The organism is Amycolatopsis sp. YIM 10 (assembly GCF_009429145.1).
In the GTDB taxonomy this organism is placed as follows: domain Bacteria; phylum Actinomycetota; class Actinomycetes; order Mycobacteriales; family Pseudonocardiaceae; genus Amycolatopsis.
On the sequence record NZ_CP045480.1, the window covers coordinates 938,692 to 953,354 of the forward strand.

A 14,663-nucleotide genomic window follows, 5' to 3' on the forward strand; every position below is an offset into this window, starting at 1 on the left:
GTCAGCGGAGGCGGGTTCGAGGGGCGCCACCCCGGTTTTTCAGTGTGACTACGGCGAAGACCCCGATGTCAAGGCGGGAAAGATGCCTTGACATCGGGGTCTTCGCCGTGTTTTGGCTGTGGACCAGGGTGAGGGAGGGGGCCGGTGGTCAGGCCTGGCCGTCGAAGAGGCTGGTTACCGAGCCGTCCTCGAAGACCTGTTGGATGGCGCGGGCCAGCAGCGGGGCGATCGAGAGCACGGTCAGGCCCGGGAAGCGCTTCTCCTCCGGGATCGGCAGCGTGTTGGTCAGGATGACCTCGCGTGCCTTGCAGTTCGACAGGCGGTCGGTGGCCGGGTCCGAGAGGATGCCGTGGGTCGAGGCGATGACCACGTCCGACGCGCCCTCGTTGAGCAGGGCCTCGGTGGCCTTCACGATCGTGCCACCGGTGTCGATCATGTCGTCGATCAGCACGCACAGCCTGCCCTCGACCTTGCCGACCACGCGGTTGGCCACCGCCTGGTTGGGCTTGTCCGGGTCGCGGGTCTTGTGGATGAAGGCGATCGGCTTGTTGCCGAGCTGCTCGGCCCACTTCTCGGCCAGTCGCACGCGACCCGAGTCCGGAGAGACCACGGTGATCTCGTGCTCGGCGTAGGTGCTGTTGATGTGGTCGGCCAGCACGCTCTGCGCGAGCAGGTGGTCCACCGGGCCGTCGAAGAAGCCCTGGATCTGCGCGGTGTGCAGGTCGACCGTCATGATCCGGTCGGCACCCGCGGTCTTGAACAGGTCCGCGATCAGCCGCGCCGAGATCGGCTCGCGGCCCTTGTGCTTCTTGTCCTGCCGCGCGTACGGGTAGAACGGCATGATCACGGTGATCCGCTTGGCGCTGGCGCGCTTGAGCGCGTCCACCATGATCAGCTGCTCCATCACCCACTCGTTGATCGGCTGCGGGTGGCTCTGCAGCACGAAGGCGTCACACCCCCGCACCGACTCCTGGAAGCGGACGAAGATCTCGCCGTTGGCGAAGTTGTGCGCCGTCTGGGGAGTGATGGTGATGTTGAGGTGCTTGGCCACCTCTTCGGCCAGTTCTGGGTGGGCGCGGCCGGAGAAGAGCATCAGGTTCTTCTTCGGTGTACCGGACTTCGGGCTCATTTCTGCGACTCCCCGTCGTTTTCCACTTCGTTTCGGGCGAGAGCCGCCTCGGCCGCCTCCGCCGCGGGAGTGCCCGGTCGCTTCCGGGCCACCCAGCCTTCGATGTTGCGCTGCGGTCCCCCGGAAACCGCCAGCGCGCCGGGCGGGACGTCCCGGCGGATCACCGCACCCGCGCCGCTGGCGGCACCGTCGCCGACGGTCACCGGAGCGACGTACATGTTGTCCGAGCCCATCCGGACGTGGGAGCCGATCGTGGTGTGGTGCTTGTTGACGCCGTCGTAGTTGACAAAAACACTGGCCGCGCCGATGTTGCTCTGCTCGCCGATGGTCGCGTCGCCGACGTAGCTCAGGTGCGGCACCTTGGTGCCCCGGCCGATGTCGGCGTTCTTGGTCTCGACGAAGGTGCCGATCTTGCCCTTGTCCCCGAGCCGGGTGCCCGGCCGCAGGTAGGCGAACGGGCCGACGCTGACGTTCTCGCCGAGCACCGAGTTCGAACCGTGCGTGCGGACCACCGTGGCCCCCGCGCCGACCTCGACGTCGGTCAGCGTGGTGTCCGGGCCGACGGTCGCGCCCTCACCGACCGAGGTGGTGCCCTTGAGCTGCACCCCCGGCTCGATGCGCACGTCGCGCGCCAGGGTCACCCCGGCGTCGAGCCAGGTGGTGGCCGGATCGACCACGGTCACCCCGGCCCGCTGCCAGCGGCGCACGATCCGGCGGTTCAGCTCGGCGCCCAGCACCGACAGCTGCACCCGGTCGTTGACGCCCTCGGTCAGCCACGGGTCGCCCGCCACCAGCGCGCCGACCGCCCTGCCGTCGCCGCGCGCGATGCCGAGCACGTCGGTCAGGTACAGCTCGCCCTGCGCGTTGTCGGTGGACAGCCGGGACAGGCCGTCGGCCAGCACGGCCGCGTCGAAGGCGTACACGCCCGAGTTGATCTCGGTGATCGCCAGCTGGGTCTCGTCGGCGTCCTTCTGCTCGACGATCGCGGTGACCGCGCCCGAGTTGTCACGCACGATCCGCCCGTAGCCGGTCGGGTCGGTGACCACCGAGGTCAGCACGGTCACCGCGTTGCCGGTGCCGGTGTGCTCGGCGAGCAGCGCGGCCAGCGTCTCGGTGTCCAGCAGCGGCACGTCGCCGTAGCTGACCACCACCGTGCCGGTGAGCCGCGGCGGCAGCGTGGCCAGCGCGCACGAGACCGCGTGGCCGGTGCCGTTCTGCGCCTCCTGCACCGCCGTGCCGACCGGGCGGCCGAGCAGCTTGGCCACCTCGTCCAGGTGCCCGGTGACCGCTTCCCGGCCGTGGCCGACGACCACGACGAGGTGCTCCGGGTCGAGCCCGGCCGCCGCGCGCACCGCGTGCTCGACGAGCGGCCGCCCGGCGATCGGGTGCAGCACCTTCGGGGTGGTCGACCGCATGCGGGTGCCCTCGCCCGCGGCGAGGATCAGGGTTGTCAAAGGCCCGGTCACAACGCTCCTAGCGCTCCTCGTGTGCGTTTCCGCCGGGGCCCGATCCTACGTGTGCTCTCGCAGTCCCCACGCCGGGTCGGTGTCGGCGGGCTCGCCCGGCCAGTCCGCGGCGGACTCGCCGGCTTCCAGATAGGCCGAGGCGACCTGGTTGCCGCCGCGGCGTTTCGCCTGGTACATGGCGGCATCCGCACGCGAGAGCACCTGCTCGGCGCGCTCCTGCGCGCGGATCGAAACCAGGCCGACCGAGAGGGTTACCCCATGCGAGAGGTGGTGCGGCAGGGACGCGACCGCCGTCACAGCGCGGCTGAGCGCCTGCGTCGCCGCGGACACCGGGGCACCGGGCAGCAGCACGATGAACTCGTCCCCGCCGTAGCGCGCGACGATGTCGTCCCCGCGCAGGGCGTCCCGCAGCGTGCTGGCGACCACGCGCAGCACGTCGTCACCCTCCGCGTGCGAATGCCGGTCGTTGACGCCCTTGAACCCGTCGAGGTCGACCAGCGCGACGGCGAGCGGGTGTGATGTTGCCGACGAAGCCAGCGCCCGCAGCCGCTCGTCGAGCGCGCGGCGGTTGGGCAGGCCGGTGAGCGGGTCCTGGAGGGCCTGCTGGGTCATCTCGCCGTGCTCGGCGGTCAGCCGCTCGTGCTCGCGGCGCGCGGTGAGCGTGGCGATCTGCGACTCGCGCAGCGTCCACAGCTCGGCCTCCAGCGAGCCCGCGTAGTTCAGCAGCAGCGTGGGGGCCGACGCCGGGCTGTCCGACTCCTTGGCCAGGTCCTCGTTCTGGTGCGTCTCCAGCTTCGCCAGCTCACGCACCAGGTTCAGCCGCATCGACGGCTGGGAGGTGTCCTCGGCGGCGTTCGCGCGGGCCGCGTTGAGCACCTCCAGCGCCTCGTCGCGGCGGCCGATGTGGTCGAGGCACCTGGCCAGCGCGATGGTCACGATGACCTGCTCGTGCGGGTAGCCGGGCTCGGTGAGCAGGCCGCGCAGGCGGTCGAGGTGGGCGGCGTCGGGCGCGGACAGGGCCAGCGCCGCGGCCAGCACGCCGACCTGGTCGATCGCCGGGACCCCGCTCTTGCGCGGGAACAGCGACTCGGCGAACGGCGCCTCGGCGGCCACCGCCATCGACGCCGCGGTGCGGAACTTCTCCACCGCCTCGTCGTAGCGGCCGACGCGTTCGAGCCGCAGGCCCCAGCCGAGCATCATCTTCACCCGGTTGATCAGCTGCAGGGTGATCTCGTGCGGACCGGCGCTGTCGCGGATGGCCTGGTGCGCGCGGGAGATGACCTCCTCGGCGGCCTCGTAGACGCCCAGCTGGTTGAGCACCAGCCAGCAGTCGATCAGCGCGCTGGCCAGCAGCTTGTCCCAGGCGCGGCGGCCGAGCTGCACGTCGGGGGTGGCGGAGTCGTCGAGAATGGCCAGTGCCCTGGCGATCTCGGTGAGCGCCGCGTCCTCCTGCTCGGCCAGCACCAGGCGCCGCCCGCGCAGGGCGTGCGCGTCGGCTCGAAGCAGGGCGAGGCCGTGCCTGCGGGTGTGCGCCAGCATCTCGTCGAGCGTGGGCTCGGCATCGGCGGCCATGCCCTTGGTGACCAGCCTGGCCAGGCAGACCGACCGGAGCAGCTGGGCGACCAGTATCGGCTCGCCGCGGCGCTGGGTCTCCTCCAGCAGCTCGTCGAGGGTCTCGATGATGCCGACCTGCTCGGCGTAATCGCTGCGCTGCACGGTGGCGATGAGTTCGCGGGCACGGCCGACCAGCCAGGCGTCCGACATCTCGATCAGCGCCGGGCGCCGGGCCTGCTGCTTGGGCTCACTCACGTCGTCGTGCAGTGGATTCAACCCCCTCGGCTGTCTCCGATCGGGCGCGCGTGCTCCGCCGCCAGGATTCGAACCTGAACTGTCAGAACCAAAATCTGAAGTGCTGCCAATTACACTACGGCGGATCGTGCCTGGTCAGGATAGACAGCCCGGCCGGGGGCGGGCCACACGGGTTGGCCTCGCGCGCGATCATGCCTGGTGGGCACTGTCACACGCCTTTGGGCTCTCCCCAGTGAGCGCAACTTCCGGTACCGTAACTTACGGCAACGTAGGTAAGGACACCCTTGGTGATGAGGGGTCCACCGTAGGAAGAAGTGACGTGTATGACGGCCACCCTTGACCGTTCCCCCTCCGGCGATTCACCAGCGGCGAAAGGTCCCAAGCCGGTCCTCAGCGGCCAGCGGTCCTTTCCCATCCAGTTCTCGGTCTACCTCGGGGTGATCCTGCCCCTGCTGGCGCTGCTGGTCGCGGTTCCCTTCGCCTGGGGGTGGGGGCTGAGCTGGGTGGACGTCGGGCTCTTTGTGCTCTTCTACTGCATCAGCGGGCTGGGGATCACCGTCTCCTACCACCGCTACTTCACGCACGGCTCGTTCAAGGCGAAGCCGTGGCTGCGGGTGGTGCTGGCCATCGCCGGCAGCATGGCGCTGCAGGGCCCGGTGATCACCTGGGTCGCCGACCACCGCCGCCACCACGCCTTCTCCGACCGCGACGGCGACCCGCACTCGCCGTGGGCCTTCGGCACCACCCCGCTGGCGGTGGCCAAGGGCTTCTGGCACGCGCACATGGGCTGGTTGTTCGAGCGCGACCAGACCAACGCCGAGCGCTTCGCCCCGGACCTGGTCAACGACCCGGCCATCGCGCGGGTGAACCGCCAGTTCGGCCTGTGGACGCTGGTCAGCCTGGCCGGTCCCGGTCTGCTCGGCGGGCTGATCACCTGGTCGTTCTGGGGCGCGGTGACCGCGTTCTTCTGGGCCGGGCTGGTCCGGGTCTGCGTGCTGCACCACGTGACCTGGTCGGTCAACTCGATCTGCCACATGATCGGCGAGCGCCCGTTCACCGCGCGCGACCGGTCGGCGAACTTCTGGCCGCTGGCCATCTTCAGCTTCGGCGAGTCGTGGCACAACCTGCACCACGCCGACCCGACCTCGGCGCGGCACGGGGTGCAGCGCGGGCAGATCGACATCTCCGCGCGGCTGATCTGGATCTTCGAGAAGTTCGGCTGGGCGCACAGCGTGCGCTGGCCGACCCCGCAGCGTCTGGCCCGGCTTTCGACGGAGAGCAAATAACGATCGCGCCCGGACGGTAGGCTTCCCAGGTGGCGGCCAAACGTCGGGGGAAACGTGAGGGGATCACCGGGGCGCGTCCCAGCGCCCCGGTGACCCGTGTCCGGATGACCGGAGCCGAACGCCGCCAGCAGCTGCTGGACGTGGCGCGGGCCCTGTTCGCCGAAAAGGGATTCGACGGCGCGTCGATCGAGGAGATCGCGCATCGCGCCAACGTCTCGAAACCCGTGGTGTACGAGCACTTCGGTGGTAAAGAAGGCATCTACGCGGTGGTGGTGGACCGCGAGACCCAGCAACTGCTGGACCGCATGGTGTCCACTTTGCACGGTGGGCACCCGAGGGTGATGCTGGAGCAGGCGGCGATCGCGCTGCTGTCCTACGTCGAGGAATCCCACGACGGGTTCCGCATCCTGGTCCGTGATTCCCCGGTGGCCAGTTCCACCGGGACCTTCTCCACCCTGCTCAACGACATCGCCAGCCAGGTCGAGCACATCCTCGGCCAGCAGTTCACCGCGCGTGGTTACGACGACAAGCTCGCCGCGCTGTACGCGCAGTCGCTGGTGGGCATGGTCGCGCTGACCGGGCAGTGGTGGCTCGACGCGCGCAAGCCGAAGCGCGACGAGGTGGCCGCGCACCTGGTCAACCTCGCCTGGAACGGCCTGTCGCACCTGGAGCACAAGCCGAAACTACGGCTGAGCACCTAGCAGTTCCGCCGCGGTGACGACCCGGCCCAGTTGCGGGAAGATCTTCGACACCGCCACCTCGTGGCTTCCGGCGTCGATCGAGGTCATCGCGTCGGAAACGGCGACCACTTCGTAGCCGAGGTCGAGTGCCGCGCGCAGACTCGATTCCACGCCGAAATTCGTGGCGATTCCGGCGAATACGACAGTTTTCGCATTCGCCGCGCGCAGTTCTTCGTCGAGGCCGGTTTGGTGGAAGGCGCCGACGGTCCGCTTGGTGATCAACTTTTCGCGCTCGTCCAGGGTGAAGACCAGTTCGGCGCCCTCGCCGTCCGGGTAGTCGTGCTGGACCACGAAAACCCGGGCGCCGGCGGCGTGGAAGGCCGCGCGCAGTTCGAGCGCGACGGCGGCCACGCGCTCGCCGGAGTACGGCTCCCACGGCAGCATGCCGAGCGTGCGCGCCTGCAGATCGACGAGTACCAGTGCGGTGGTGGCCGGGGAAAAGATCATGGGCGCAGGGTAGGGGTGATCGGGTATCGTCGGTCTCCCGCCGCCGTTGAAAGCGCTTACAGCGCCCACTTCACGAGTAAGGGGAACCGATGGTGCAGAGCAGGGAAGTCGTCGTCACCGGTGGTGGCACCGGCATCGGGTACGCCGTGGCCGCGAAGTTCGCCGCGGCGGGGGAGAGCGTGACGATCACCGGGCGCCGCGAGAAGGTGCTCGCCGAGTCGGCGGCGTTGCTCGGCGCGAAGTACGTGGCCTTCGACGCCGCGGATCCGGCCGCGGTCGAGGGAGCGCTGGCGGAGCTGCCGGAACGCGTCGACGTGCTGGTGAACAACGCCGGCGGCAACACCGACCGGATCCGGGAGAAGGCCACCGACCTGGCCGGGGTGGCGGACGCCTGGCGGGCGAACTACGAGGCGAACGTGCTGACCACCGTGCTGGTGACCACCGCGTTGCAGCCGCGGCTGGCCGAGCGGGCGCGGGTGGTGACCATCGGCTCGATCGCGGCGAAGGCCGGTTCCGGTTCCTACGGCGCGGCGAAGGCGGCGCTGGAGTCGTGGAACGTCCAGCTGGCCAAGCAACTGGGCACCTCGGGCGCGACGGCGAACATCGTCGCGCCGGGCGTGGTGCTGGACACCGAGTTCTTCCAGGGCACGCTGGACGAGAAGTGGCTGAAGAGCCGGACCTCGGCGGCGATCAACCAGCGCGCGGGTCAGCCGGACGAGATCGCCGACGCGATCTTCTTCCTGGCGGGCACCGGCGCCGGGCACATCACCGGCCAGGTCCTCCACGTCAACGGCGGCGCCCACCTGGGCTCCTGAATGCCGTGAAGGTGGCTTTCCCGGCGCTCGGAACCGGCCGGGAACGCCACCTTCACGGCATCGCTCAGGCCAGCGTCACCCGCAGCAGCTTGTCGTCGGTGCCGGTCGAAGTGGTGACGTAGAGGGCACCGTCCGGGCCGGTGCGCACCCCGCGCAGCCTGCCGAACTCCGCGTTGAACTCCGGCGGCAGGTACACGTCGGTCACCGCGCCCGGAGCGTCCATGGTGAACACCAGCAGCTTCTGCCCGCGCAGTGCCGCCAGCACCATCCGCCCGTCCAGGTCGCCCCACTGCGGTCCGGTCAGGAAGGTCGCGCCGGACGGCGCCTCGGTGGTCTTGCCCGAGGTCCACGCCTGCGGCACGGCGTCGGGGAACCGCTCCAGGTCGGTCATCGGCACGCTTTCGTCGTACTCGTCGACCGTGCCGCCCTGCGACGGGTCCCACCCGTAGTTGCCGCCCGCCTTGACCAGGCTCAGCTCGTCGAAGTTCGTCGGCCCGTGCTCGGAGACAAAAACCTGCCCGGTGCCGGTGCGCACGGCCACGCCCTGCACGTTCCGGTGGCCGTAGGTGTAGACGCGCCGCTCGTTCGCGTTGGCCGAGGAGGCGAACGGGTTGTCCGGCAGGCCTTCCCCGGTGTTCAGGTCGATCCGCAGCACCTTGCCGCCGAGATTGGTCCGGTCCTGCGGCACGTCCGGGTCGTCGGCCGCGTCGCCGGTGCCGACCAGCAGCGCGCCGTCCTCGGCCAGCGTCGGGCGGCAACCGCTGTGCCTGCCGTTCGGGTTCACCGGCATGCCGGTGAGCAGGGTCTGCACGCGCTGCGCGGAAGTTCCGTCGGCGGACAGCGTCCAGGTGATCAGCCGGACGTCGGTCGGGGTCTCGCCCTGCTTGTAGTTCTGGCAGGTGGTGAACTTGCGCGACTGTGCGAAGTCGGGGTGGACGACCAGGCCGAGCAGGCCGCTCTCGTGCTCCACGAACAGATCGGCGAAGTCGGCCTTGACCTCGGTCGCGGTCGCGCCCGGCTGGAGCCCGGAGACCAGCGCGATCTTGCCCGGCCGCTGGGTGATCAGTGCCTTGCCGTCGGGCAGGAAGCCGATGTCCCAGCCGTGCGTGAGCCCACCGGTGACCTCCTCGACCTTCAGCGCCTTGCTGCCGGGTTTGCCCGCGGGCGCGGCATTGGACGGCGGCGGTGCCGGCGTGGCTGCCTCGGGCGCGGGCGGCGCGTCCGTGCAGGCCGAGGTGAGGGCGACCAAGGCGCCGATCATCGCGATTCCGACTTTTCGTGCGGGCATGAACCACAGCATGCACCGTGGTGACCGGCCGCGAAAGTGTCGTCCGGTCCACGTAGGCTGGTCGGGACGCACCAGGTGAGGGGAAGTTTCCGGTGAGCGACGCCGTTTTGTCCGGTCTCGTCGAGTCCACCCTGTCCGGCTCCGCGCTGCGCCCCGTGCTGGAGCGCGCCGGTGCCCCGTTGCTCGAACTCCAGGGGCCGACGGCGGCCAGGCAGCTGGTCGCGGCCGTGCTCGCCGCGCCGGGCGGGGCCGGGCGGCCGGTGCTCGCGGTCACCGCCACCGGCCGCGAGGCCGACGAGCTGACCTCCGCGCTCTCGGCGATGCTCGGCCGGGACGCGGTCGCCGACTTCCCCTCGTGGGAGACGCTGCCGCACGAGCGGCTCTCGCCGCGCGCGGACACCGTCGGCCGCCGCCTCGAGGTGCTGCACCGGCTCAACGGCTCTGATCAGGGCGGTCTGCGCGTGGTGGTGGCCACGGTCCGCAGCCTGATCCAGCCGATGGCGCCCGGCCTCGGCACGCTGGCCCCGGTCGAGCTGGTCGTCGGTGAGGAGCAGGAGTTCGAGGGCGTGCTCGAGCGCCTGGTCGAGCTGGCCTACACCCGGGTCGACATGGTGGAGAAGCGCGGGGAGTTCGCCGTGCGCGGCGGCATTCTCGACGTGTTCCCGCCGACCGCCGAGCATCCGCACCGCGTCGAGTTCTGGGGCGACGAGGTCAGCGAGATCCGCGCGTTCGCGGTGTCGGACCAGCGGTCGCTGCCCGGTGAGATCGCCGCCGTGGTCGCGCCGCCGTGCCGCGAGCTGCTGCTCACCCCGGAGGTCAAGGCCCGCGCCGCCGAGCTGGCCCAGACCCACGCCGCGGACGCCCAGCTGGCCGAGATGCTCACCAAGCTCGCCGACGGAATCCCTTGCGAGGGAATGGAAGCGCTCATCCCGGTGCTGTGCGCCGGCGAGCTGGAGCTGCTCACCGACGCGATGCCCGCCGGTACGCACGTGCTGCTCGCCGACCCGGAGAAGATCCGCGCGCGGGCACACGACCTGGTCCGCACCGGGCAGGAGTTCCTCGAAGCGTCGTGGACCACGGCGGCCGTCGGCGGTTCGGCGCCGATCGATCTCGGCGCCTCGGCCTACCGCGACCTGACCGAGGTGGCCGCGCACGCGCAGGACACCAAGCGCCCGTGGTGGACGCTGTCGCAGCTGACCACCGAGGGCGAGGACGTGGTGCACGTCGCGGCCGAGGCCGCGCCCGCCTACCGCGGTGAGTTCGAGCGCGCGATCACCGATCTGCGCGCGCACACCGCGAGCGGTGGCGCGGCGGTGGTCGTGGTCGCCGGGCACGGCACGGCCAGCCGCGTGACCGAGCAGCTCGGCGCCGCCGAAGTGCCCGCGCGCCAGGTGGACCGGCTGGAGAAGGCACCGGAGACCGGCTTCGTGACGATCACCTGCGGTGGTCTCGCCGACGGGTTCGTGCTGCCGGAGCAGGCGCTGGTGGTGCTCAGCGAGGCGGACCTGACCGGGCGGGGCGCCGGCGCCGGAACGTCCACAAGGGACCTCAACACCAAGATGCCGTCGCGGCGCCGCAACGCGGTCGACCCGATCGCGCTCAAGGCCGGCGACTACGTGGTCCACGACCAGCACGGCATCGGCCGGTTCGTGGAGATGGTGCAGCGCACCGTCGCCGGGGCCACCCGCGAGTACCTGCTGCTGGAGTACGCCTCGTCCAAGCGCGGCCACCCCGGCGACCGGTTGTTCGTGCCGACCGACCAGCTCGACGAGGTCTCCCGCTACGTCGGCGGTGAGCTGCCAACGCTGAACAAGCTCGGCGGCTCCGACTGGAAGAACACCAAGGCCAAGGCACGCAAGGCGGTCAAGGAGATCGCCGCCGAGCTGGTGCAGCTCTACGCCGCCCGCCAGGCCGCGCCCGGCCACGCCTTCGGCCCGGACACGCCGTGGCAGGCCGAGCTGGAGGACGCCTTCCCGTTCACCGAGACCAACGACCAGCTCGCCGCGATCGACGAGGTCAAGACCGACATGGAACGCGGCGTCCCGATGGACCGGGTGATCTGCGGTGACGTCGGTTACGGCAAGACCGAGATCGCCGTGCGCGCGGCGTTCAAGGCGGTGCAGGACGGCAAGCAGGTGGCCGTGCTGGTGCCGACCACACTGCTCGCGCAGCAGCACCTGAGCACCTTCGCCGAGCGCATGCAGTCGTTCCCGGTGACCATCAAGGGCCTGTCGCGGTTCACCTCGAAGACCGAGTCGGACCTGGTGCTCGAAGGCCTCGCCGCCGGTGAGGTGGACATCGTCATCGGCACGCACCGCCTGCTGCAGACCGGCATCCGCTACAAGGACCTCGGCCTGGTGATCGTGGACGAGGAGCAGCGGTTCGGCGTCGAGCACAAGGAGCACATCAAGGCGCTGCGCACGCACGTCGACGTGCTGACCATGTCGGCCACCCCGATCCCGCGCACGCTGGAGATGTCGCTGGCCGGCATTCGCGAGATGTCCACCATTCTCACCCCGCCCGAGGACAGGCACCCGATCCTGACCTACGTCGGCGGTTACGACGACAAGCAGGTCGGCGCCGCCATCCGCCGCGAGCTGCTCCGCGACGGCCAGGTCTTCTACGTGCACAACCGGGTGTCGACGATCGAGAAGGCCGCCAAGCGGATCCGCGAGCTGGTGCCCGACGCCAGGGTCGCGGTCGCGCACGGGCAGATGAACGAGGACAAGCTCGAGCACCTCATCGAGGGTTTCTGGGCGCGTGAGTTCGACGTGCTGGTGTGCACGACGATCGTGGAGACCGGGCTGGACATCTCCAACGCGAACACGCTGATCGTCGAGCGCGGCGACCTGCTCGGCCTGGCCCAGCTGCACCAGCTGCGCGGGCGCGTCGGGCGCGGGCGCGAGCGCGGGTACGCGTACTTCCTGTACCCGGCGGAGGCGCCGCTCACCGAGACCGCGCACGACAGGCTGGCCACCATCGCGCAGAACACCGAACTCGGCGCGGGCATGGCGGTCGCGATGAAGGACCTGGAGATCCGCGGCGCCGGCAACATCCTGGGCGCCGAGCAGTCCGGGCACATCGCGGGCGTCGGCTTCGACCTGTACGTGCGGCTGGTCGGCGAGGCGGTGGACGTGTTCCGCCGCAGCGCGGGCGCGGAGCCGCTGGAGGACGAGGCACCCGCCGAGGTGCGGGTGGACCTGCCGGTGGACGCGCACATCCCGCACGACTACGTGCCCGGCGAGCGGCTGCGCCTGGAGGCGTACCGCAAGATCGCCGCCGCCACCGACGCCGCCGCGCTGGACGCGGTGCGCGAGGAACTGGTCGACCGGTACGGGCAGCCGCCCGCGTCGGTGGGTCGTCTGCTGGCCGTGGCGCGGTTCCGGCACGCGTGCCGGGCGGCCGGCGTGACCGAGGTGTCCACCCAGGGCAACAGCATCCGATTCGCCCCGCTGCCGCTGGCGGATTCGCAACTGGTGCGGTTGAAGCGCTTGTACCCCAAGGCGATGTACAAGGCGGTGACGCACACGGTGTCGGTGCCGAAGCCGACCGAGGGCCCGGCGGGCGGGCGGATGGGCGCGCCGCAGCTGCGTGACGAACCGCTGCTGGACTGGTGCACAAAACTGCTGGAGTCGCTGGCGAAGGCACCGGCCGCGGTCGGTTGACGAACCGGTCGTTCCCCAGTGGTGAACTGATGTGAGAGGGTAGGCCCTGTGATGCGGATCATGGGTCGCCCGCGGGCGCTGTTTGCCGTACTGACCACCGGAGTTCTGCTGGCCGGCTGCGGTGCCGGGCCGAGCCAGGTGGACTCGGCCGCGATCGTCGGGGACCGGTCCGTGCCGCTGGAGGCGGTGCAGCAGGAGATCGGCTGGCTGCTGGACAACTCGCCGGACGCCCAGCAGGCGCAGCAGCAGCGCAAGCTCGACCTGAACGCCCGGATGGTGGTCGACGGCCGCATCCTGCACGAGCTGATCAGCACCGCCGCGCAGCGCGAAGGCCTGCGCGCGGATCCGGTGCAGGTCAACGAACTCATCGAGCGCAGCGGCGGGGCAGCGGCCATCGCGCCGCGGGTGAACACCTCGGCCGAGAGGGTGCCCGAGTTCGTCTCCGACTTCCTGCTGACCCAGCAGCTGGGCGCGAAGTACGCGGCGTCGCTGTCGGTCGACGTGATCGGCACGGTGATCACCGAGGAGTCGCCGGGCTCGACCGCGAAGGACCAGGCGCTGGCGCTGGCCAAGAAGATCGCCGAGCAGCCGGAGCGGGCCGGTGAGGTGATCAGCGAGTCGAACTACCGGGTGCTGGACCAGCCGCTGAGCGTGGCGCAGACCCAGGGCGAGCAGAGCGGTGCCGAGGCGCTGCCGGGCAGCGCGTTGTTCGGCGCGAAGCCGGGCACGGTGGTCGCGGTGCAGCCGAGCCAGCAGCAGGCGGGCTGGCTGGTGGCGCTGGTCAAGGGCCGCAACACCGCGGCACAGGGACCGCAGACCCCGATCGCGCCGGATTCGGAAGCGGTCTACCAGCTCGGCAAGCGGCTGCTGCAGCCGATCGCGGAGGAGTTCGGGGTGCGGGTGAACCCGCGCTACGGCGTGTGGGACATCGCGAGCATGTCGGTGCTGCCGAACGCCGACGAGGCGACGGGCTACCAGTTCCCGGCGAAGGCCGTGCAACCATTGCGCCCATGAGTCCTTCGCGCGCGACGGTCGTACTGGCACCCGCGGCACTGCCCGCTGTCCTGCCCGCCGCCGCGTGGCCCGCGCTGCGGGCGGCCGACGTGGTCTACGCGGCCGGTGACCTGCCCGAGGTGACTCGGGTCGCGCTGGACGCGAAAGCCGCTCCGGCGCCGGAAGAACTGCTGCGCGCGACCGGTTCCGTGGTGCTGGTCGCGGCGGACCGCGGTGAGCCGGGCGCGGCGGCGCTGTTGAGTGCCGGGGCGTCGATGGTCTCGGTGCCGGTGCCCGCGGTGGTCGACGCGGTGGCCGTGATGGACAAGCTGCGTTCGCCGGGCGGATGCCCGTGGGACGCCGCGCAGACGCACGACTCGCTGCGGCAGTACTTGGTCGAGGAGACCTACGAACTGCTGGAGGCCATCGAGGACGGCGACCGGGCGGCGCTGCGCGAGGAACTCGGCGACGTGCTGCTGCAGGTGCTGTTCCACGCGCGTGTGGCGGCGGAGGCATCGGAGGACCCGTTCGACATCGAGGACGTCGCGGGGGAGCTGGTGGCCAAACTGGTCGGACGGCACCCGCACGTGTTCGCCGGGGACGAGGTGATCCACACCGCCGAGCACCAGCAGGTCCGCTGGGAAGAGCTGAAGCAGACCGAGAAGCGCCGGGAGTCCATTGTGGACGGCGTGGCGCTGGGGCAGCCGGCGGTGGCGCTGGCGGGGAAGCTGGGGCAGCGGACCGGGCGGGCCGGGTTGCCGTACGACCTGTTCCCCGGTGGGGATGGTGAAGCCGAGAGGTTGTTCCGCCTGGCTGCCGGGGCGCGGCGAGGTGGGATGGATCCCGAGGGGGAGTTGCGGGCGGTAGCGAAGCGGTTCGCGGCGGATGTGCGGGCCGCTGAGGTGGCGGCGAAGGCGGCGGGAATTGATCCGTTGACTTTGGAGGCGGAGGGGTGGCGTCGGTTCTGGCCTCAGCCTCGGTGAGGCCGGGTCTCCACCCCGATTTTTAGTGTGACTACGGCGAAG

At 70.7% G+C, this 14,663-nt stretch carries 11 protein-coding genes and 1 tRNA gene; 6 read left to right on the top strand and 6 right to left on the bottom strand.

The window, feature by feature from the left end; translation table 11 throughout:
• Nucleotides 1–148: 148 nt before the first annotated feature.
• The 4 genes from YIM_RS04705 to YIM_RS04720 form a co-directional block, all read right to left on the bottom strand.
• Nucleotides 149–1,129 (bottom strand): ribose-phosphate diphosphokinase, encoded by a 981-nt coding sequence (locus YIM_RS04705; protein WP_153029160.1) that lies wholly within the window; start codon nucleotides 1,127–1,129, stop codon nucleotides 149–151.
• The gene (gene glmU / locus YIM_RS04710; RefSeq protein WP_153029161.1) at nucleotides 1,126–2,595 is read right to left on the bottom strand and encodes a bifunctional UDP-N-acetylglucosamine diphosphorylase/glucosamine-1-phosphate N-acetyltransferase GlmU; all 1,470 of its coding nucleotides are present in this window, start codon (nucleotides 2,593–2,595) and stop codon (nucleotides 1,126–1,128) included. Before glmU ends, YIM_RS04705 begins: the two co-directional genes overlap by 4 nt.
• A 45-nt stretch (nucleotides 2,596–2,640) precedes the next feature.
• Nucleotides 2,641–4,359, bottom strand: coding sequence for a diguanylate cyclase (locus YIM_RS04715; RefSeq protein WP_153036789.1), 1,719 nt, complete (start codon nucleotides 4,357–4,359; stop codon nucleotides 2,641–2,643).
• Between the two features lie 98 nt (nucleotides 4,360–4,457).
• Nucleotides 4,458–4,529, bottom strand: a tRNA-Gln gene (locus YIM_RS04720).
• 198 nt (nucleotides 4,530–4,727) lie between these two features.
• Here YIM_RS04720 and YIM_RS04725 point away from each other — a divergent pair.
• Entirely contained in the window at nucleotides 4,728–5,690 is a 963-nt protein-coding gene (locus YIM_RS04725) for an acyl-CoA desaturase (RefSeq protein ID WP_153029162.1), read from the top strand.
• A gap of 104 nt (nucleotides 5,691–5,794) precedes the next feature.
• Nucleotides 5,795–6,391: a TetR/AcrR family transcriptional regulator gene (locus YIM_RS04730; RefSeq protein WP_153036790.1), complete on the top strand. Its 597-nt coding sequence runs from the start codon at nucleotides 5,795–5,797 to the stop codon at nucleotides 6,389–6,391.
• On the opposite strand, the gene YIM_RS04735 is transcribed toward YIM_RS04730, so the two are convergent.
• Complete coding sequence (locus YIM_RS04735; protein ID WP_153029163.1) at nucleotides 6,374–6,877, bottom strand: cysteine hydrolase family protein; 504 nt, start codon at nucleotides 6,875–6,877, stop codon at nucleotides 6,374–6,376. The two genes, YIM_RS04730 and YIM_RS04735, sit on opposite strands and share 18 nt — an antisense overlap.
• Before the next feature lie 89 nt (nucleotides 6,878–6,966).
• On the opposite strand from YIM_RS04735, the gene YIM_RS04740 reads away from it, so the two are divergent.
• The gene (locus YIM_RS04740; protein ID WP_153029164.1) at nucleotides 6,967–7,692 is read left to right on the top strand and encodes an SDR family NAD(P)-dependent oxidoreductase; all 726 of its coding nucleotides are present in this window, start codon (nucleotides 6,967–6,969) and stop codon (nucleotides 7,690–7,692) included.
• Between the two features lie 64 nt (nucleotides 7,693–7,756).
• Here the strand turns inward: YIM_RS04740 and YIM_RS04745 are convergent, their stop codons facing one another.
• Nucleotides 7,757–8,980, bottom strand: coding sequence for a sorbosone dehydrogenase family protein (locus YIM_RS04745; protein ID WP_153029165.1), 1,224 nt, complete (start codon nucleotides 8,978–8,980; stop codon nucleotides 7,757–7,759).
• A gap of 92 nt (nucleotides 8,981–9,072) precedes the next feature.
• On the opposite strand from YIM_RS04745, the gene mfd reads away from it, so the two are divergent.
• Genes mfd through YIM_RS04760 form a run of 3 tightly spaced genes read left to right on the top strand, consistent with a single transcriptional unit; the run spans nucleotide 9,073 to nucleotide 14,621 of the window.
• Nucleotides 9,073–12,645, top strand: a complete 3,573-nt coding sequence (mfd, locus tag YIM_RS04750; protein WP_370468954.1) for a transcription-repair coupling factor — start codon at nucleotides 9,073–9,075, stop codon at nucleotides 12,643–12,645.
• Between the two features lie 60 nt (nucleotides 12,646–12,705).
• On the top strand, nucleotides 12,706–13,659 hold the full coding sequence (locus YIM_RS04755; RefSeq protein WP_228004559.1) for a hypothetical protein: 954 nt from the start codon (nucleotides 12,706–12,708) through the stop codon (nucleotides 13,657–13,659).
• Nucleotides 13,656–14,621, top strand: coding sequence for a MazG family protein (locus YIM_RS04760; protein ID WP_153029167.1), 966 nt, complete (start codon nucleotides 13,656–13,658; stop codon nucleotides 14,619–14,621). Before YIM_RS04755 ends, YIM_RS04760 begins: the two co-directional genes overlap by 4 nt.
• Nucleotides 14,622–14,663 lie beyond the last annotated feature (42 nt).

What these genes read in the sequence shown, in the direction of transcription:
- YIM_RS04740 (WP_153029164.1), top strand. Translation starts at nt 6,967, where the DNA reads ATGGTGCAGAGCAGGGAAGTCGTCGTCACCGGTGGTGGCACCGGCATC.
- YIM_RS04715 (WP_153036789.1), bottom strand. Translation starts at nt 4,359, where the DNA reads ATGTCGGACGCCTGGCTGGTCGGCCGTGCCCGCGAACTCATCGCCACC.
- YIM_RS04745 (WP_153029165.1), bottom strand. Translation starts at nt 8,980, where the DNA reads ATGCCCGCACGAAAAGTCGGAATCGCGATGATCGGCGCCTTGGTCGCC.
- YIM_RS04725 (WP_153029162.1), top strand. Translation starts at nt 4,728, where the DNA reads ATGACGGCCACCCTTGACCGTTCCCCCTCCGGCGATTCACCAGCGGCG.
- YIM_RS04760 (WP_153029167.1), top strand. Translation starts at nt 13,656, where the DNA reads ATGAGTCCTTCGCGCGCGACGGTCGTACTGGCACCCGCGGCACTGCCC.
- YIM_RS04755 (WP_228004559.1), top strand. Translation starts at nt 12,706, where the DNA reads ATGGGTCGCCCGCGGGCGCTGTTTGCCGTACTGACCACCGGAGTTCTG.
- YIM_RS04735 (WP_153029163.1), bottom strand. Translation starts at nt 6,877, where the DNA reads ATGATCTTTTCCCCGGCCACCACCGCACTGGTACTCGTCGATCTGCAG.
- YIM_RS04730 (WP_153036790.1), top strand. Translation starts at nt 5,795, where the DNA reads ATGACCGGAGCCGAACGCCGCCAGCAGCTGCTGGACGTGGCGCGGGCC.
- YIM_RS04705 (WP_153029160.1), bottom strand. Translation starts at nt 1,129, where the DNA reads ATGAGCCCGAAGTCCGGTACACCGAAGAAGAACCTGATGCTCTTCTCC.